We start from the raw sequence: 19,641 nt of genomic DNA on the forward strand, positions 1-19,641 counted from the left end.
CGCTTGTCGGTTACGCCGTGCCGTTCAGGCCTTCTTTCTTAGCGGCACCGCGTTGGAATCGACGATCGCCGGCCAGTTTGTTCTCCTGCCTCTCGCCTGATACTTTGCGGTAAGCGGCTCGTTCAGATAGTCGGTACCCTGGCCGTCAAAAATGTAGGTGCGATCACGGCCTTTTTGCTTGGCGATGCGGCACGCGTTGTCAGCGCTCCGGAGCACTGAAGACGCATCGCCGCTTGCGGCCGTCAAAGCCGTAATCCCGATGCTGACGCTTACCCACAAATCCTTTCCTGCCCACGACAATCGGCAGCTCCTGACGGCGTCCCGAAGATTGTTCGCCACGATCCATGCCCGCTCGATCGGACAGTTCTCCAGCAACAGACCGAACTTGTCCTCGCCGAGACTCCCGAGAATATCGCTCTGCCGCAATCGTCTTTCCAGAGCCTGCCCGACTGATTGCAGCAATTGATCTCCAGCAGCGCATCCGTAGGTCTCATTGACGATCTTGAAGCGATCGAGATCGATATAGCAAAGTACATAGTCGGATCGGTTCTCGCAGGGAGCCGCCAAGAGATTTTCCAAGCACTGCTCGAATTCGATGCGGTCGTACAAAGCCTTGTCGACGCTTGCATTGGCAACCTTGAGCAGGTCGGCTTGTTTTTTCCAGGGCTCCGAGCGCTGAGCGTCCAATTCACCCAGGCGCTGGCGATAGTACGCCAGTTGCTGTTCGACGTCCTTGTCCTTGCTGATGTCGACGAGCGTGCCCTGCAGGAACAGCGGCCGGCCGGCGTCGTCGTGAACGACACTGGCTTGGTCCAAAACCCAGCGCGCCTTGCCGTCTTGTGTGATCACCCGGTATTCGCAACGGAGCGGCGCATGATGCTCATAGGTTCCTGCAAACTGCTCGATGACCATTTCCCGGTCGTCGGGATGGACCCACTTGATCAGCCCGATGCCGAGAGGGTCGTCCAGCCAGGTTTCCGGGGCGTATCCGAACTGTTCGGTCTGCGGGCTTACGTACAATAGCTTTCCCGGAGCCTCGAGCGAAGCGATATAGGTAATCGCGGGGATTTGTTCCACTAGAGCGCGGTATTTGGCTTCGGCTTTCCGTAACTGCTCCAGGGCTTCCTCCTTTTCGCGCAAAAGTCGAGTCTGGTTTACGTTGCGGGCAATCAGGTCCGGCAATCGCCGTACGAATTCGAGTTCACCGGTTTTCGCAACATAATCCGAGACGCCGTTCTTGCACATGTCCGTTGTCGCCGCAGCTCCGTCATCGGAAGTCATCATGATCACCGGCGTGGATAATTCGCCCATATCCACGGCCATGTCGGCGAGCAGCTCGTTTATGTCGAAATCCGGCAATCGCCGGTCGACCACGATGCAGTCGGGCCTCTCGGCCCGAATCAATTTCAGCCCCAGACGGCCGGTACCGGCTTCGATGACCTCGAATCGATAGATCGAATGCTGCTCGAGCGCCTGTCGACAGACTTGGCGGCAATCGGGGTCGCCGTCGATAAGCACGAGGCGGATAATCGGTGTGATGTTAAGGGCATTCATTGTGATAACTCGTTACAGTCCTGTAGGCATGGGAAACGGTTCGTTCCGCGGCCAGATCCAGTGGCGGTGAAGGGTTAGCCTGCAATCTCGGATATTCAGTGTCTATCCCTTTTTGTGGTGCAAAACTCTAGACTAAGTTGCGGCATTCGGTAATAAGTACTGTTCCATACCGGTAACAAGAACCAATCCGCTTTATTAACCCGGCCTATAAATATAGGCCGGGTTAATCCGGGGCAGGGATGCCCCGGTGCGGCGATAAGCCGCGTGAGCCCAGGCCTAAGCGTGTACCGGCCTGGGCGGCGGCCCGAAAGACCAGGAGGGTATTTACGGGCCTGATTAATAGGTTTCGCGGTCGAACGCCAATGCCTGTGTCACATCATCTACGGTTTTCATACGGACTCAGAACGCTCCACGAATGATCCGTCTATCCCATCGATGCGCGTCCGTATTTACATTGGCCTGGCGATCGGATCATGAGCGGTGCAGGGTTTGCACAATTGAGTTCGATATGCTTTTCCGAGCATATCGCCAAAATCTTTTCCCTATCGAATGCGATTCCGATGCGTTTTAGACGCGTTTTAATGAAAAAAGCGGAGCACGAATTGATGAAGCGTTTGGTTTCGGTGTTTTCGGTCATTCTGCTGATGTTCGGGTATTCCGCCTGGGCGGCAGAGCCTTCCAGGCTGACCATCGCGGCGGCGGCCGATCTCAAGTTCGCGATGGAGGAGATCGCTAGGGCTTTCAGGAAGGAGCATCCGGAGGCAACGCTGGACCTCGTGACCGGATCTTCCGGCAGGTTCTACGAGCAGATCGTACAGGCAGCGCCATTCGATCTGTTCTTCTCCGCCGACGTCAAGTTCCCACAGCAATTGAAGGAGCAGGGGCTGGCGGCTTCCGAGGTGCGGCTGTACGCTCGGGGACGCATCGTTTTGTGGAGCGCCAAGATGAACGCGGCCGACATGAAATTGAGCGATCTAGCCAAGCCCGACATTACGAAGATCGCCATTGCAAATCCCAAACACGCCCCCTATGGCACGCGTGCGGAGGAGGCGTTGAAAAAGGCCGGTCTGTGGCCGAAAGTCGAAAAGAAACTCGTGTTCGGCGAGAATGTGGCGCAGACCGCCCAGTTAGCCGAGACCGGCGCCGCCGAGGTCGGTATCATCGCCCTGTCCCTGGCCGAGAGTCCCATGCTCAAGCCTAAGGGCGGATATTCCTTGATTCCGGAGAATCTGCATTCGCCTCTGGATCAGGGTTACGTCATCCTGAAACGGGCCGAGGACAATTCATCGGCCAAAGCCTTTGCCGATTTCGTCTCTGGCGAAGCCGGCAGAACGATATTCCGCCGCTACGGTTTTGTGCTGCCGGGTGCATCGGGCTCCTCGCCATGAGTCGGCACGTTAATCCGGTATCATTCGGGCCAGCGGCGCCTGTGGCGGCGCGGCACGGCGTAGCCGCCTTTGGCGGCGGAGCGCTGATCGGAACCCTGGGCGGTTTGATCGGGCTGGGCGGCGCGGAATTTCGATTGCCCCTGTTGATTGGGACGTTTCAATTCGCAGCTCTGGAGGCGGTAATCGTCAACAAGCTTGTCAGCTTGACGGTAGTGGCCTCGGCTTTGCCGTTCCGCACCGACACCGTGCCGTTCGCTATCGTGGCTGCGCATTGGACCGTGATCGTGAATCTTCTAATGGGCACCGTGGTGGGTGCATGGATAGGAGCGGGCTGGGCGATTCGGCTCAAAGGCGAAACGCTTTATCGAATCATTGCCGTGCTGCTGATGGTCATCGCCTTGGTCTTGCTGTTCGGCCATGATGCGAGCAGCCAGGACCGTGTGCCATTCCAGGGCATCGCGTTGACCGTCGCGGGTGTCGCGGCGGGTTTCGGCATTGGCGTCACGGCATCGCTCTTGGGTGTGGCGGGAGGGGAGCTTTTGATACCCACACTGGTGCTGCTGTTCGGGGCCGATATCAAGCTGGCCGGCAGCCTCTCCCTGGCAGTGAGTCTGCCCACCATGCTCGCGGGATTTAGCCGCTATAGCCGGGACGGGAGCTTCGCAGTGCTGGGACGAAACCGTCGTTTCGTTGGGATAATGGCGGTGGGCTCGGTGATAGGAGCGTTCCTCGGGGGCCGATTGCTAGGCATGATTCCCAGTACGGTATTGCTGCCGCTTCTGGCGCTGGTCCTGGTTTTGTCGGCGGTCAAGATTTGGCGCCACGGTTTCGAACGCAGCCGAAGTCTTTGAATCGTGGGGGGAGGGGGAGATCGGCCGTGAACCGATTGCCGGGAATCATTCTTGCCGTCGCCAGCGAAGGGGATATTTCGCTGGTTGATGTCGCAGTTGAGGAAAATACTTTGACCGCAATGTTGGTGGAAACGGCGGAAACCGCGCCCTATCTGCGAGCGGGGAATGCCGTGTCGGTCTTGTTCAAGGAAACGGAAGTTTCGCTGGGCAAGGCGCTGAGCGGACGCCTTAGCCTGCGCAACCGTCTCCAGGCCGAAGTGGTCGAAATGCTCAAGGGCGAACTTCTGGCCGAGGTCAAGCTGGATTGCGGAGGTCACCGCCTGGTTTCCATCGTCACCCGCCGGGCCGCCGAGCGGCTGGAATTGGCCGTCGGCGATCGGGTCGAGGCCTTGATCAAGGCCAACGAAGTCATGCTGGGGGAAAGCGCCAATGACGTATGACTGGCAGCCCCCGATCCTGACCCTGAAGCTCGCCTCAGTCACCACGACGATTCTGGTCGTGCTCGGCATTCCATAGGGCTACTGGCTGGCCTATGGCCGATTTCGCCTGAAGGCGGCGGCGGAAGCTCGATTGCCATGCCTTTGGTATTGCCGCCATCTGTGCTGGGCTTCTATTTGCTTCTGGCCTTCAGTCCCGGGAACGCGTTCGGCCGTTTTCTGGACGAAACCTTCGGACTGCGCCTGGTGTTCGGTTTCGAAGGGCTGGTAGTGGCATCCGTGCTGTTCAGTCTGCCGTTCATGGTGCATCCCATTCAATCCGGATTCCAGCAGTTGCCGCGCAGTCTCACCGAAGCGGCTTACACGCTCGGCCTATCGCGCCGGACAACCCTCCTTCGGATTCTGCTGCCCAACATCAAGCCTGCCTTGCTGAGCGGGGTCGTCATCAGTTTTGCCCATACCATCGGCGAGTTCGGCGTGGTGCTCATGATGGGCGGAAGTATTCCGGGCGTGACCCGAGTGGCTTCCATAGCCATTTACGATGAGGTGGAATCGCTCAACTATGCTGCCGCCAATTTTTATGCGTTCTGTTCGCCCTGAGCTTCTCCATACTGCTCGCCGTGTTTTTTCTCAACAAACGCGGCCCGAGAAGTCTGTGACACTGGAACTCTCTATACGAAAAAGCCTGCACACCGCGGAAGGCGTCATGACTCTCGACCTAGCGTTCGAGGTCGAGGTGGGGCGTTCAATCCGCTGGTCGTGAAAGTGGCGTCACCCTTCGAATCCGGCTCCGAGCGAGGATAAAGGAACTGTTCCGTCGTCGGATATCGCCGAATCCAAATGACAGCCGAAGAGTTATCTGGCGACTGCCCGCTCCGCTCGAACTGGGCTGCGCGGAACATGGTCGTATTTCAAGGGAGGTTTTCGGCAAGCTCCGGTCCGGTATGGGGGCGTAATCCTTAAGTTGAAAGGCCCGTTTCGGCGGTATGTGCTTGAGTCGCGATGAACAGTACGCAGATAAAAAGTTTCCTGTTTCTGACCGTGCTTGCGATCATCGGTTTTGGGCCGTTGTCATTGACGTGTTTGATCGGCTTGTTCATCGTTGTCAGAAGGCCCGAACGGTTTTATCAGGTCGTCGAAAATCTTTATCGGGGCACGGCCTGCGGGTCGATGGACTGCGCACCGGGGCAACACGGACACGGTTCGGAAGCAAGGAAGGCCAGAATCAAATCCTTCCTGTGCCTTTTTATCCTGCTGGTGCTGGATATCGCTCCGGTTCCGGTGGCGGGCTCGATCGGTTTGTACGTCGTCCTCATACGGCCTTGCTGGTTCAAGACCTTGGTCGAAAGAATCTACTACGGCGTTTGAGGATGCCACGGCCATCCGGTCGAAAATCCGCACGAAAGTCTCAAACAAAGCCTTTACGGTCTACCGGCTGAGGACGGGGTAACTTGCCCTCAAATTTCCCGATGAGCTGAGCGCCACGGTAATTCGTTGCCGCACGAGCTTTTACGCCGAAAACGAGGAGCTTCGATAGAGGCTTCCTCCAATCTTTGGATCTTACTTTGGACGCGGTAGGCGATCGCGGCAAGCCGCACGATCCGGGACGCTCGGCCGGGGTAACTCGAATGAGGGAAAGATAGGCGGGCTCGGGGCAGATATTCGCTCGACGGGTAGGGATCGAATCGGGCATTCTTAGGTTTTGATGCTAGAGCGTTTTCATCTCGCTCGTACGGCAAACCAGGCTTGGCGGAAGTCGTTGGCGCCTTCGGCTCGGGTGAATTGATTCAAGCATTCGTAAGTCGGCAATCCTTTGCCAATCGCAAACGGTCGCTTTAGTCGCGACCCTTCCGACGAAGACGCTCGGCCGGGACGTGGTGTCGGGAAGGGGGGCTTCGGCGCTCCAATCGCAAACGGCCTGGCCGGGAGCGCCGGCCACGCCCTTCCCGAAGACGCCGTTTGCGATTGGGAGGAATTCCCGACCTACTCGCGAGTGCCCGTACAGTCGGTATGAAAATGCTCTAAGGGTCGGCCCGACAGGCCGATCCTCTAGAACTTGGTCGCAGAACTTGCAATGAGCACTCAGGAAACACAAGTTACCCCTTTACCCATCGGCCATATCGTCGAGGTCTATGGTCCTGTGGTCGATATCGCCTGCCGGTCCTTGCCGCCTTTGCATCGGTCTTTGTATGCTGCGATAGACGACGAGCGTTATATATTCGAGGTTCATCAGCATCTCGATCCGACTCGGCTTAGGGCGATCACCTTGCATCGGACAGCAGGCTTGAAGCGCGGCATGCCGGTTTACGACAGCGAGGGCGCCTTGCGGGTGCCGGTCTCGCCGGAATGCCTGGGACGGCTCTTGAATGTCTTCGGCGCTCCGCTGGATGGCGGCGGACCGTTGCCGGACGCCGAGTTTCGAGAGGTTTTGGCGCCTCCCGCCGCGCTGCACGAAGCTGTTCCGGCCAGCCGTATCCTGGAGACCGGCATCAAGGTGATCGACCTTTTATGCCCGTTCGTGCGAGGCGGCAAGACGGGGTTGTTCGGCGGTGCAGGCGTCGGCAAGACGGTATTGATCATGGAATTCATGCACGCCATCGTCGCGTTGCATCAGGGGGTTTCCGTGTTTGCCGGGGTAGGGGAACGCATTCGCGAGGGGCACGAGCTTTGGCATGAAATGCGCAATACCGGTGTCATGGGTAACGCGGTCCTGGTGTTCGGACAAATGGACGAATCCCCCGGCGTACGGTTCCGGGTCGGCCTGACGGCGCTGACCTATGCGGAATATCTACGCGACTCTTTGGGTAAAGAAGTTTTGTTTCTCATGGATAACGCCTTCCGTTTCGTGCAGGCAGGAAGCGAGGTTTCGGGATTGCTCGGACGGATGCCGGCCACGGTGGGTTACCAGCCCACCCTAGCGAGCGAGGTTGCGGAACTTCAGGACCGAATCGTGTCGACCCATCGGGGCGGTATTACATCGGTTCAGGCGATTTATGTTCCGGCCGACGATATGACCGACCCGGCGGTAAATGCCATCCTGGGCCACCTGGACACCCGCGTGATCCTGTCGCGCGCTCAGGCGGCCAAAGGAATTTATCCGGCGGTCGATCCGCTCTTGTCCGGCAGCAAGATGATGGACCGCTATTTTCTGGGGAATCGCCACTACGCCGTCGCCGAGGCCGTGAGAGAGCATCTGGCCCGTTATCAGGAGCTGGAGGACATCATCACGATGCTGGGTATCGAGGAGCTTTCCGAAAAGGACAGGCTCATGGTTCTGCGAGCCCGCAGGCTTCAGAGATACCTCAGCCAGCCGTTCCACACGGTTGCCGAACATACCGGCATTCAGGGGATTTCCGTTCCCTTGGAGCGAACTCTGGCCGACTGCGAAGCCTTTCTGCGCGGCGACTATGACGATTTACCGGAGGATCGCTGCTATATGCGCGGAGCAATGCAGTTGTAACCGCTAGGTCGATCATCGCGAGCGCATGGGAGTCGTCCTGTACCGGACATCTTGCCGACGATCCGCACTCTGCTAGCATAGGCAGTCCAACGACGGGGGGAATCGGCCGGCGAACGAGATTCCGTTGGCCTTACCGGTCGCTGGCCCGTGCGGCATACACGATAACCAACGATAAGCAGTCGGAGCACATATTCATGGCAAAACCATTAATACAATTGGCATTGGACTCCTTAGACGTCGATCAAACCCTAAGGCTGGCCAGTCTTACGGCGCCCTATGTCGATATCTTCGAAATCGGAACGCCGTGCATCAAACATAACGGGATCGGTCTGGTTACCGAGCTGAAGAAACGGTTTCCGAACAAGCTGATTCTCGTCGATCTCAAAACGATGGATGCCGGCGAGTATGAGGCTGCGCCTTTCTATACGGCCGGCGCGGATATCTGCACGGTTCTCGGCGTGTCCGGTCTTCCCACCATCGCAGGCGTGATCAAGGCGGCCAACGCCCATAATGCAGAAGTTCAAGTCGATCTCATCAATGTGCCGGATAAGCTGGCATGCGCGCGGGAAGCGGCCAAGCTGGGCGCCCACATCATCGGCGTGCACACGGGTCTCGATGCGCAGGCCGCTGGGCAAACGCCGTTCGCGGACTTGCAAGCGATCGCCAAATTAGGCTTGCCGGTCAGGATATCCGTCGCGGGAGGAATAAACCAATCGACGGCTCGCCAAGTCGCGAAAACGGGCGCGGACATCATCGTCGTCGGCGCCGCTATCTATGGCGCGTCCTCGCCCGCCGATGCCGCGCGGGAGATCCGCGAACTGGTCGAAGGCAAGCATCATAAGTTCATCATGTCGAAGCTTGCGGGCGTGCTCGGGTCTACGGATTCCAACTACGAAGCAAGACTGACTACGATGCTGGACAGGGCGTCCCGAGTCTTTATCGCGGGCGCAGGGCGTTCCGGATTGGTTGCGAAGTTCTTTGGCATGCGCTTGATGCACGGCGGTTATGACGCTTACATCGTCGGCGAGGTCGTCACGCCGAGCATTCGAAAGGGTGATTTGTTCATCGTCATTTCCGGCTCCGGAGAAACCGAGACGATGATGGCGTATACCAAACGCGCCAAGGAAATGGGAGCCAACATCGCCTTGATTACGACGAAAGACAGTTCGTCGATCGGCGATTTAGCGGACGTCGTATTCCGGATCGGCAGTGCGGAGCAGTATCGCAAAGTGGTCGGCATGCCGATGGGAACGACATTCGAACTGTCCACGCTGCTCTTGTTGGAAGCGACCGTATCCCACATCATACATGCCAAGAAGATTCCCGAAGAGCAGATGCGCACCAGGCACGCAAATTTGGAATAACACCCGAGGAGGGAAGATTGGGAACTCCAGCGCCCCTGCTCGCTGCGTCGGATCGGAAGCGGGCGTGTTTTCGTTGAAAACGCACTGACACATCCGGCGAGTAAGTTTTTATTCGACAAGAGATTGTTCGCCGATTGGCCGCAGGTGTTCCGCCTGAATCACGCGGCTGTCGGCGAATATGCCGATTTGCCGCAGGCTTTCCGGCCCAGATTGGGCTGCTGCGCAAATGCTATTCTTTTCACTCCTTCGATACGAAAAAGAACGACGCCACGAGGAGTCATGTCCCATCAAGCCGATTCGCTGAAATCCATTTTTTTCGCCCTGGGCGCAAACGCGGCCATTGCCGTAGCCAAGCTGTTCGCCGCCATGCATACTGGTTCCAATTCGATGCTGGCGGAAGCAATTCATTCCTTCGCCGATTGCGGCAACCAGGGCTTGCTGATCCTCGGCCTCAAGCGGGCGAAGCGTCCGCCTTCGCCGGATTTTCCTTTGGGACACGGCAAAGCGATTTATTTCTGGTCGTTCATCGTCGCGCTGATTCTTTTCAGTATGGGTGGATTGTTTTCGATTTACGAAGGCATACACAAGCTGGAGGCGCACGAAGGGCTGGAGTCGCCGTGGCTGGCGGTCGGGATTCTGGTGTTCAGCATTGCCATGGAAAGTGTCTCGCTTTACGGATGCCTGCGGGAAGTTAACAAGGCCAGGGGTAACCGAGGACTTTGGCGCTGGTTCCGCGACACGCGTCAGAGCGAACTGATCGTGGTTTTGGGCGAGGACGTAGCGGCCTTGGCGGGATTGGTGTTCGCTCTGATCGCTGTCGGGCTCGCCATGGCGACCGGCGATCCGGTTTACGACGCCGCAGGCAGTATCGCAATCGGTGGGTTGTTGGTATTGGTTGCCGTGGGCATCGGTGCGGAAGTCTCCGAGTTGTTGATCGGCCAAAGCGTTGAGCCCGAGATCAAGCAAGCCATACATAATCATCTGGACAAGTGCGAGGAAGTCGCGCAGATTTTCAATCTGATCACTCTGCAACTCGGCAGCGACGTAATGGTGGCGGTGAAGGCGAAGATGCGTCGAGTGGCCGAAATGAACGAAATGATCGCCGATATCAATCGCTGCGAGGCTGGTCTGAAAACGGCTTTTCCCCAAGTGAAATGGGTGTTTTTCGAACCCGACGCGGCCGATTGACCGGATCTGTGTGCCGTAATGCCGACGAGGCAATTCGCGTTCGGGCCGAACCGGAATCAAGAAGCCTCTTGAAGAAGAATTTGGACAGAACGGTAAATATATGGTTTTCGGTACAAAGTGTAAGTCGCTACTTGGATTGAATTTTCGTTGTCGAAGAAGTATGGGCTGGCAAGCGACGTTCGCTCGATTGACAGCCGTGCAGCCACGGAGGCGCGATTCTTTTTGAGGGACCTGCATATGAAATCGAAATTCGAGACTATCCTGTTGCTGATGGTGGCGGCTGCCTTTTTGACTGCCTGTACAGGGAGCACTAAAAAGCACACACGAACGAGTGGCAAGCAAGTCCTCAAGGTGGTTAAGAAACATCAGTCAGTAGCGCGCCAATCGCCCATGTCGACTGTTAACCAATCTCCGATGCTTTCGCCGCATATTCTTGAGCCCAGACACCGGACTATCCAGGATGTGCTTTACCAATTCGGCCCGTATGCCGAGCAAGAGCTTAAGCCGTATTTCAGCAAGGCCGGTGTCTCCTATCCGCCTAGGAAAGTCACGTTTATTGCACTGAAACAGGAAAAGAAGCTAGAACTTTGGGCCAAAGACGAGGGAGAGTTCCGTTTTATCCGCGGCTATGACATCAAGGCCGCCAGCGGCGTGACCGGCCCCAAGCTGCGACAGGGTGACAAACAGGTTCCTGAGGGGATATACCGCATTGTCGGACTAAATCCGAATAGCAATTATCACCTGTCGATGAAATTGAACTATCCGAACGAGTTCGACTGGTTCCATGCTCAGCGCGAGGGCCGTTTCGATCCGGGATCGGACATTTTCATCCACGGCGACAGCGTATCCGCGGGTTGTCTTGCCATGGGGGACAAAGTGATAGAGGAACTGTTCGTGCTCACGGCACAGGTCGGAGAAGAAAACGTCAAAGTGATCATCGCCCCGCGAGACCCACGCGTGTTGCCGCTCGATCCCGATGGTTACGGGCTACCTTCCTGGACGCCCGATCTGTACCGGACGATAGCCGCGGAGATGGAAGTTTTCTCCGACGAGGTCAGGGTTTCGAACAACCGGCCATTTTATCCGGCGCGTGCGCCGCTTCGGTAGTTGCTCTTTACCGATCCTCCGATCGGTGCGGGACTAGCTCAAGATCAAATGGTTTTCTCCCGCGCGAGGTAGTGCCGCTGCCCAAGGAGCCTCAGGCGAATTCGGCTCGACTGTTCTTGATCCGCACAAGCCGCCAATCGGGCGGAAAGTTGTAGCGATCCAAATGAAACCACCCAATAGTGTGGTCGGGCCGATCAGCTTGAATTCGTTGGTGATGGGGCGGCGCGGACGGCAAAGCTGAAGGCGTAGCTTTCCGGAAGCATCAGCGCAAATTGTTTGCGCGCGACGAAACTGCCGCCTTTAATTCGTGGAATCTATCCCACCCGCTCGGTTGCTCCGAGCCGGCTGAAGGATTCAGCCTAGCAGCACGGTATGTGCAAGCTTGGCCGATTACGCCTCGAGCCCTGATGTCAGGAGGCGTGCTCGGTACCTTCGGAACTCTGCGTGCGGCCGCTCGCTTCCGCTTCGTCGACTATCCCCGCCACGTGCATTCGCAGGATGCATTTCACATATTTCCATAATGCGGAGAATGTTTGTTCGCTCAATTCGCGCTCGATGACTGTGGTCGACATGACATCTTCCTCCGAATTCACACCCACTCACCCAGGAGTTTGATTTCTATAATTCGTCGGTGGTAAGGGATTGCTCTCAAGCATAACGCTTCGACCGGCCTTTCGAAATACACATGATTTGTGCCAAGAACCGCCGACGCAATATTGCAGACTAGGCGGCTGTACTTTTCAACTGAAGCGTATCGATCGCACCCTTTCGTTATGAATGTTAGCCGATACGCGAAATTACGGAGAGCTTTTTTGTAGAACTCGCTTCGATAGTGGCAATTTTGGCTGGAGATGACCACACTTAAGGCCATCGGTATCTTGCCGTCGCGGGGTCCGGCACCTTGCGGGTGATACGGGACTTGAGTCACACTGCGACCAAAAAAGCATAACGACGTTACTATATTCAGTCGGTCAGTGTGCGCCCGAACCGAATTGAATTCCGGTACCGGCGACTGTGTTCGCGTTTATCGGAACAACGCGCCGGGGGAACATGCTGCGGCGAATAATACAAAGACGATTAATTATGAGTGCAGAATTTTCACAGATTAACCGATTGACGTGGCTTCGTTTCGTTCGCGGCATCAAGAGCTTCGTGTCTTCCGAAGTGGGCCGCAGGGCCGTAATGTTGTTTGTCGGCTTGATCATGTTTCTGTTTGCGATCAACGGTCTAAATGTCCTGAACAGCTACGTAGGTCGCGATTTCATGACGGCTATCGCAGAACGCAACCGAGAAGGTTTTCTGTGGCAGGCTTCCATCTATATCGGCGTTTTGGCGGCATCTACCTTGGTCGCGGTTTATTACCGCTTCATCGAAGAGCGTCTGGGTTTGCTCTGGCGGGATTGGTTGACCCGGCGCTTCGTCAATATCTATCTCGAACATCCCACCTATTACCGGCTCAATGACCGTCTGATAGCAAACGGGGAAATCGCCAATCCGGACCAGCGGATCGCCGACGACGTGCGGGCATTCACGGTTACTACGCTGTCCTTCACGCTGATGTTTCTGAACGGCGCTTTTACCGTTGTCGCTTTCTCGGGGGTGATGTGGTCGATCAGTCCGTTGCTCTTCGGCGTAGCGGTCGTTTATGCCTTGGTCGGATCCTTTTTGACCATTCGCTTAGGCTATTCACTCGTTGGATTGAACTATAACCAGCTCGACAAAGAGGCTAACTTCCGCGCGGACCTCATTCATGTCCGGGAAAACGCCGAATCGATAGCACTGTTGCGCCGCGAAGGTCGAGCTAGAGGTAGAGTCCTGCGCCATCTCGACGAATTGACGGCCAATTTCCGAAAAATCATCGACGTACAAAGAAATTTGGGATTCTTTACTACGGGGTACAATTATCTCATCCAGATTATCCCCGCCTTGATCGTGGCGCCTCTTTATATTCGCGGCGAAGTCGAGTTCGGCGTGATTACTCAAGCGGCCATGGCCTTTGCACATCTCTTGGGGGCATTTTCGCTGATCGTAACCAATTTCCAATCCATTTCTTCGTTCGCCGCAGTCATCGCTCGCTTGGGATCGCTAGCAGAGGCGATCGAGCAAGCACAGGCAACGCCGGTTCCAACGGGCGAAGTCTGCGCCCATCACCGTCGCACCTCCGAGTGTCCTATCTGCGTCAAGACGCCGGTCGCTCCAGCCGCCATCGAAGTGTGCGAAAACGATGGACTGCTTGCGTACGAGCATTTGACGCTGCGAGCTCCCGAGGATGGTCACGTCATCGTCAAGAATTTGTCCGTTTCGGTTCCTTCCGGAACACGTCTTCTGGTTTATGGAGAAGACGACACCGCGAGAGTAGCGCTATTCAAGGCTACCGCAGGTCTTTGGGAAAAAGGCGAGGGGCGGATCATTCGTCCGGAACTCGATCAGATCATGTTTCTTCCCGAGCGCCCTTATCTTCCTCCGGGAACGCTTCGTGAACTGCTGCTCCGGACCGGCCAGGAATTCGTGATCGATGAAGCGCGTATCCGGGCCGTTCTGAGCGCACTCGACCTGGAGCCCATGCTTGCGCGGGCCGGGGGGCTGGATACGGAACACGATTGGGACAGCCTTCTATCTCTAGCCGAACAACAGCTGGTAGCCGTAAGCCGTCTGGTGATTGCCGCGCCCAAATTTGCATTCTTGGACCGTATTGACACTGCTTTGAGCACGGAGCAAGTTGCCACGGTTCTGGACATGCTTAATGCTAACCGCATTGCCTATGTCAATCTCGGCGGATTGCACGACGGACTCGAATATTATGATGCGGTTTTGGAATTTGCCGCTAATGGTGAATGGACATGGAAAGCACTTCAACCCGAGCAAGAAACCTATACGGAACGGTCCGCCGTCTGATGGGCTGCAGAAATGCCGGAAGCGCAAGGTTTCCGGTAAAATTGGCCTTTTGCTGTCTGCTTGCGGCAGTAATGGTCGGTTGTGCAACCGCCCCGCCGAAAAACCCTTCGAATCTGTGCTCGATTTTTCTCGAAAAAGAAGATTGGTACGTTGACGCCCGAAATGCGCAGCGGCGGTGGGGCATACCCGTACCGGTCCAGATGGCGATCATCAATCAGGAATCGAGTTTTGTCGAGGACGCGCGTCCGCCCCGTTACCAATTTTTGGGTGTTCTGCCGTTGTGGCGGTCATCGTCAGCTTTCGGCTACGGCCAGGTCAAAGACGACACCTGGGAATGGTATCGGACGAAAACGGGCAACGGTGGAGCAGATCGGGACGAGTTCGGGGACGTGGTCGATTTTATCGGCTGGTATGCGCATCAAAGTTTTACGCGCCTTGGAATCGCGAAGTTCGACGCCTATAACCAATATTTGGCATATCATGAGGGCCACGGCGGATTCCGGCGTAAGACGTATCTATCCAAACCCTGGCTGCTGCGAGTTGCCCAGCGTGTCGCGGCGACTGCGACGCGTTACCGTCGGCAATTATCGACCTGTCAAACATCTCTTGAACGGTCGTTAGCAAGCGACTGAGAGACTGCAAGAAGCGAAGCCATGCCTTCCGATGCTGAACGGTCCCTATCTTGTCCAATCATCGCGCAATCGATTTTTTTATTAGCCAGTCAATGAATTGTTTTCAGCGTTTCTTTGCGACCGCTCCTCTCGGTATGGAGCTTCTTTTGGCAGACGAGTTAAGAGCATTAGGTGCGGTGGAGGTTGCCGAAACCCGCGCAGGGGTGGCTTTCGGCGGTGACCTCGAAACGGCGTATAAAGCGTGTTTGTGGTCCCGGCTGGCCAACAGGATCTTGCTCCCGCTGGAGCGTTTCCCTGCCGCAAGCCCGGAGGCACTCTACGAGGGCATCCGGCGAATCGAGTGGAGCGCTCATCTGGACTCGCAGGCGACCTTCGCCGTGGATTTCGCCTCCAGCCGGTCGAAGATCACCCATACGCTGTTCGGCGCTCAAAAGGTCAAGGACGGGATCGTCGATTACTTCCGCGAGCATCACGGCGTTCGCCCGTCGGTGCGTCTCGATCGCCCCGATCTCCGGGTGAACGTTTATCTGGATCGCGATATCGCGACCGTTAGCATCGATCTTTCCGGCGAGAGTCTCCACAAGCGCGCCTATCGACAGGAAGGCGGCCGTGCGCCGCTCAAGGAAAACCTGGCGGCGGCCATTCTGCTGCGCGCCGGCTGGCCTAGGATCGCCGAGAGCGGGGGACATTTCGTCGATCCCATGTGCGGCTCGGGCACCTTGCCGATCGAAGCGGCGCTTATGGCAAGCGATTTTGCGCCGGGGCTGCTGCGGCCTCATTTCGGCCTGTTCGGCTCGAAGCAACATAACAGCGCGCTCTGGCAGAACCTGGTGATCGAGGCGGAACGGCGCTGCGAGGCGGGGTTGCGAAAACTTCCACCGATTGTCGGCTACGACATCGACCGGCAAGCCGTCCGAATCGCCCTGGCAAACATCGAACATGCGGGGCTCACGGGTTACGTCCATGTGGAGCGCAAAGCCATGGGCGACGCTCGCCCCCGCCATGCGTTCGGTCTGGTTGCCGTTAATCCTCCTTATGGCGAACGATTGGGCGACGAGAAGACGCTGGTCCCTCTGTATATCCAACTGGGAGAGACGCTGAAAAATCATTTCGTCGGCTGGAAGGCGACTCTACTGACCGGTAATCCGGACCTGGCCTTCAAACTGGGCATAAGGGCGACACGCTATTACACGCTGTACAACGGGGCTCTCGAATGCAGACTTTTCAATCTCGATGTCGAACCAGAGCGCTTCTTCACCCCGCGCGAACCCGAGCCGCTAACCGAGGCGCAGCGTAAAACCCGCGAAATCTTTCGAAAAGCCAAAGCTGTGGAGACAGCGGACAGCGGAACGGAAATGTTCGCCAACCGTTTGCGAAAGAATCTCAAAAACCTTGGGCGCTGGGCGCGGCAAAACGGAATCCACTGTTATCGACTGTATGATGCCGACTTGCCGGAATACGCCGTTGCCGTGGATGTGTATGAAGGCGATCAGACTTGGGTCCATGTGCAGGAATACGAAGCTCCTTCAAGTATCGATCCCGCCAAGGCCGAAATGCGGCTGACTCATGCCGTGGCCGCAATTCCAAAAGTACTTGAAATCCCGCCCGAACAGCTTTTTCTTAAAATTCGTCGAAAACAGAAGGGTTTCGCTCAGTACGAAAAACAGGCCGAAGCCGGTCGGTTTCACGTGGTAGAGGAGGGCGGATGGAAATTTTGGGTCAATTTCGAGGATTACCTCGACACCGGTCTATTTCTGGATCATCGCATTACGCGCCGGATGATTCAGGAGCGGTCGGCGGATAAGCGATTCCTGAATCTGTTCGCCTATACCGGAACCGCTTCGGTGTACGCGGCAAAAGGCGGAGCGGCATCGACGACCACAGTTGACATGTCCCGCACTTATTTGGACTGGGCGGCACGCAATCTAGAGCTTAACGGGATCGGTGGCAGCCGCCACGAGCTCATTCACGCGGATTGTCTCGAATGGATCGATCAGGCATCGCGGGATAAGCGGCGCTTCGACTTGATCTTTCTGGACCCACCCACCTTCTCGACGTCGAAAAGAATGCGGCAAACCTGGGACGTGCAGCGGGATCACCCGATGCTGGTAAAAAAATGCATGAATCTCTTGGCGCCGGGCGGAGCATTGGTTTTTTCGACCAATTGTCGAAAATTCAAGCTTGATTCCGAGGCGCTGGCGGGGATCAGCTTAGAGGACGTCACCCGCAAAACGATCCCGAAGGATTTCGAGCGCAATCCGAAAATTCATCATTGCTGGATAATCAGTCGCTGAGTGTTTCGAGGTGTAACGATGACGAGGCGGGTTCATGTTTTTGTAGGGGGGGTGGTTCAGGGGGTGTTCTTCCGCGCGGCTACCTGTGAGCGCGCCTCGGTCTTGGGATTAAGAGGTTGGGTACAAAATCTTCCGGACGGCCGGGTCGAAATCTTGGCGGAGGGCGCCTCGGAACGTATCGCGGAATTCTTGGATTGGTGCGCGAGCGGCCCTCCGCGCGCTAAAGTCGATTCACTGGAAGTGATCGAAGAAATCCCGGTTGAGGAATTCACTACATTCGAGGTACGCAGGCACTTTTAGCACGCCAAAGGCGGCCTGGACGTTCCTCCTGACTTTGCGGACGAGTTCCCCCAGAGACCTGAGGCACGCGTGGCTTTGGCTTTCCGAGCATTAAAACTTCGCTCATTCCGTCAGCAAAGAGTTACAATTCGCGTCATCGTGCCACACGCAAGTAACGCGACGCCGAATCGTTTTTCATTTCGAATTCCGCTCATAGCGCTCCCCTCACGCCTAATTATTCAAGCAATGTACCGAAAACTGAAATCATTGGTCGAGCAGGGGCTTGCCAAGCAAGTTCCTGCCACCGGCCTTGGTGCTTTCCGAATTGGCTTTTCATTGGTAATACTCCAGGAAATTGTTTTCCTATTTTATTTCCGGCATTTAATTTTTGATCCGGTACCATTTTTTGATAGAGCATCTCCCATACTGCATTTTTTTCTCCTTGCGTGGATTTGCGTCGCGGCATGTCTTGTCGTGGGGTATCACACTCGAAGGGCCGCAGTAGCTAATTATGTATTCTGGGTGACATTCGTCGTTTTCACCCCCATGTGGCAGGACTTCGACGGCGGATTCGATCAGTTGATGACGGGCTCCAGCTTTCTTCTGATGTTCCTGCCTACCGAGCGAGCATTATCCCTGGATAATCTGCGTCGTAAATTAAGACACTCGACATTGAATAACCGGTATGAGCCGCAAGACAAAGTAACGGTTCTTGCCTACTATATTCCACTTGCCATTTCCTTAGGATTACTCTATCTGGATTCGGGTATCCATAAACTTTCAGCGGATTTCTGGCGTAACGGGATGGGACCTTGGCTGCCGCCGACCATGCCTTATTACATGTCGGCAATCGATATGACGCCGTTGTTGAACATAAAGGCTCTGGAAATGTTTATCGGTTACACGATAATCGTCTTCCAATTCGCCTTCTTGTTCCTGTTTTGGTTCCGCCTCTTTCGGGTTCCTCTGTTGCTCACCGGGACGTTGTTTCACACGGGAATTGTGCTCTCGCTCAATATTTACCCCTTCGGTTTTGCGATGCTGGTCCATTATTTTTTACTGGTCCCGTTTAGGTGGTGGCGCAATCTGAAGAAGGCGTTCCAATTCGAGCAACCGGGGCTGACCGTTTTCTATGATCAACAATGCCCGTTGTGCAACCGCACCGTAATCGTCATTCAGCACTTCGATATTCTCAAGGCGGTTGACTTCAAGGGCTTGCAGACTAATGCGAAGGAATATCGGGAACTAGATTCGATTCCTGAAAATAAGCTATTACAAGATCTTTACGCTTTGGACGGTGAGCGGCGCTTGTATTCGGGATTGGATACTTATATCCGCATATTGGTCGGCATGGGATATACCGCCCCAGTCGGTTGGCTGATGAGATTGCCGGGCATTTACCATTTGGGAAACCGGTGTTATCGCCGAATAGCGGACCGACGAGAACGCATCGTGTGCGATGAGGCGTGTGCGGTTCAATCGCTGCCACCACCAATTGAGGAGCATCCTTTCGCGCAATGGTATCAACGTTATGCGGCGACGACTGGACAACAAACGCAACGCATCGCGAAATTCCTGATTGTGGTCCTGATGCTGCAACTGAACAGCACGATTCATTACGGCATCTTGTACCGCTGCGGAGAGGCTTGCGATATCGGCAACGCCGGCCGATTGCTGGATCACCTCAGCAATTCGGTCATCAATTTTTCCCATGCTTTTTTGGGAATAACGCCCCATGCTCTTTACATGCACGATCATTTCGCCGGCTACAATCACATCCTGGCCCTGACTTACAAGGACCAAAGCGGCCGGGAGCAATGGTTGCCTTTCGTGAACGAGGAGGGGCGGTTGGTTGCGCCAAATTGGGGCCGAGTGCAGTCGATGTGGGCGAACGTCGCAGTGACTTCTCACATGCACCAGGAGCGATTGAGCAAGTTCCTGAAAAAGGTTACGGCATTTTGGGGTACTGAGCTGGGATTGGATTTGTCGAACGCCGAATTTCTCGTCAAATTAAAGGAAGTGCGCGTTCCCATGGACTGGGAAGATGATCTGCGCCACAAGAATATCGCTCAGCCATGGCGCGATGTCGGAAAAGTTATTTGGCAACGCGGAAATTTTCGCGTCGAACTTCCGAACATCGATATAGAAACCTTGTAATGCTTTTATACCTGAGTTTTTTAGGTGTTGGCGGG

General features: G+C 55.8%; 16 protein-coding genes. 14 read left to right on the forward strand and 2 right to left on the reverse strand.

The features are described from left to right. Positions 1-24: 24 nt before the first annotated feature. Positions 25-1,554, reverse strand: coding sequence for a diguanylate cyclase (locus B2A78_RS16120; protein ID WP_077731035.1), 1,530 nt, complete (start codon positions 1,552-1,554; stop codon positions 25-27). Positions 1,555-2,159: 605 nt separating this feature from the next. Here B2A78_RS16120 and modA point away from each other — a divergent pair. The 9 genes from modA (at position 2,160) to B2A78_RS16165 (ending at position 11,349) form a co-directional block, all read left to right on the forward strand. After that, the gene (gene modA, locus B2A78_RS16125; protein ID WP_077731064.1) at positions 2,160-2,942 is read left to right on the forward strand and encodes a molybdate ABC transporter substrate-binding protein; all 783 of its coding nucleotides are present in this window, start codon (positions 2,160-2,162) and stop codon (positions 2,940-2,942) included. After that, positions 2,939-3,793: a sulfite exporter TauE/SafE family protein gene (locus B2A78_RS16130; protein WP_077731036.1), complete on the forward strand. Its 855-nt coding sequence runs from the start codon at positions 2,939-2,941 to the stop codon at positions 3,791-3,793. Before modA ends, B2A78_RS16130 begins: the two co-directional genes overlap by 4 nt. Before the next feature lie 26 nt (positions 3,794-3,819). Then, on the forward strand, positions 3,820-4,233 hold the full coding sequence (locus B2A78_RS16135; RefSeq protein ID WP_077731037.1) for a TOBE domain-containing protein: 414 nt from the start codon (positions 3,820-3,822) through the stop codon (positions 4,231-4,233). A 135-nt stretch (positions 4,234-4,368) separates the two neighbouring features. Further along, positions 4,369-4,830, forward strand: coding sequence for an ABC transporter permease subunit (locus tag B2A78_RS16140; RefSeq protein ID WP_205780805.1), 462 nt, complete (start codon positions 4,369-4,371; stop codon positions 4,828-4,830). A gap of 402 nt (positions 4,831-5,232) precedes the next feature. After that, positions 5,233-5,598 (forward strand): hypothetical protein, encoded by a 366-nt coding sequence (locus tag B2A78_RS25720; protein ID WP_143735195.1) that lies wholly within the window; start codon positions 5,233-5,235, stop codon positions 5,596-5,598. A 706-nt stretch (positions 5,599-6,304) separates the two neighbouring features. Continuing rightward, the gene (gene atpD / locus B2A78_RS16150) at positions 6,305-7,690 is read left to right on the forward strand and encodes a F0F1 ATP synthase subunit beta (RefSeq protein WP_077731038.1); all 1,386 of its coding nucleotides are present in this window, start codon (positions 6,305-6,307) and stop codon (positions 7,688-7,690) included. A gap of 194 nt (positions 7,691-7,884) precedes the next feature. Beyond that, the gene (hxlAB, locus tag B2A78_RS16155) at positions 7,885-9,054 is read left to right on the forward strand and encodes a bifunctional 3-hexulose-6-phosphate synthase/6-phospho-3-hexuloisomerase (protein ID WP_077731039.1); all 1,170 of its coding nucleotides are present in this window, start codon (positions 7,885-7,887) and stop codon (positions 9,052-9,054) included. Between the two features lie 279 nt (positions 9,055-9,333). Then, positions 9,334-10,242, forward strand: coding sequence for a cation diffusion facilitator family transporter (locus B2A78_RS16160; protein ID WP_077731066.1), 909 nt, complete (start codon positions 9,334-9,336; stop codon positions 10,240-10,242). A 237-nt stretch (positions 10,243-10,479) separates the two neighbouring features. After that, complete coding sequence (locus B2A78_RS16165) at positions 10,480-11,349, forward strand: L,D-transpeptidase family protein (protein WP_077731040.1); 870 nt, start codon at positions 10,480-10,482, stop codon at positions 11,347-11,349. Between the two features lie 410 nt (positions 11,350-11,759). Here B2A78_RS16165 and B2A78_RS26125 read toward each other — a convergent pair whose 3' ends face one another. Continuing rightward, positions 11,760-11,921, reverse strand: a complete 162-nt coding sequence (locus B2A78_RS26125) for a hypothetical protein (RefSeq protein ID WP_156880886.1) — start codon at positions 11,919-11,921, stop codon at positions 11,760-11,762. Between the two features lie 511 nt (positions 11,922-12,432). Between B2A78_RS26125 and B2A78_RS16170 the strand changes: the two genes are divergently transcribed. From B2A78_RS16170 to B2A78_RS16190, 5 genes are all read left to right on the forward strand, one after another. Continuing rightward, complete coding sequence (locus B2A78_RS16170; RefSeq protein WP_077731041.1) at positions 12,433-14,244, forward strand: SbmA/BacA-like family transporter; 1,812 nt, start codon at positions 12,433-12,435, stop codon at positions 14,242-14,244. After that, positions 14,244-14,876, forward strand: a complete 633-nt coding sequence (locus B2A78_RS16175; protein ID WP_077731042.1) for a hypothetical protein — start codon at positions 14,244-14,246, stop codon at positions 14,874-14,876. Before B2A78_RS16170 ends, B2A78_RS16175 begins: the two co-directional genes overlap by 1 nt. Positions 14,877-14,968: 92 nt before the next feature. Further along, positions 14,969-17,170 (forward strand): bifunctional 23S rRNA (guanine(2069)-N(7))-methyltransferase RlmK/23S rRNA (guanine(2445)-N(2))-methyltransferase RlmL, encoded by a 2,202-nt coding sequence (gene rlmKL / locus B2A78_RS16180; RefSeq protein WP_077731043.1) that lies wholly within the window; start codon positions 14,969-14,971, stop codon positions 17,168-17,170. An 18-nt stretch (positions 17,171-17,188) separates the two neighbouring features. Then, positions 17,189-17,470 carry an acylphosphatase gene (locus B2A78_RS16185; protein ID WP_077731044.1) on the forward strand — a complete coding sequence of 94 codons (282 nt, stop codon included), beginning with the start codon at positions 17,189-17,191 and terminating at the stop codon, positions 17,468-17,470. Between the two features lie 69 nt (positions 17,471-17,539). Further along, on the forward strand, positions 17,540-19,606 hold the full coding sequence (locus tag B2A78_RS16190) for a DCC1-like thiol-disulfide oxidoreductase family protein (RefSeq protein ID WP_240502564.1): 2,067 nt from the start codon (positions 17,540-17,542) through the stop codon (positions 19,604-19,606). The last annotated feature ends 35 nt before the right edge of the window (positions 19,607-19,641 follow it).

The sequence above is a fragment of the Methylocaldum sp. 14B genome (genome assembly GCF_002005105.1).
Taxonomy (GTDB): Bacteria; Pseudomonadota; Gammaproteobacteria; order Methylococcales; family Methylococcaceae; genus Methylocaldum.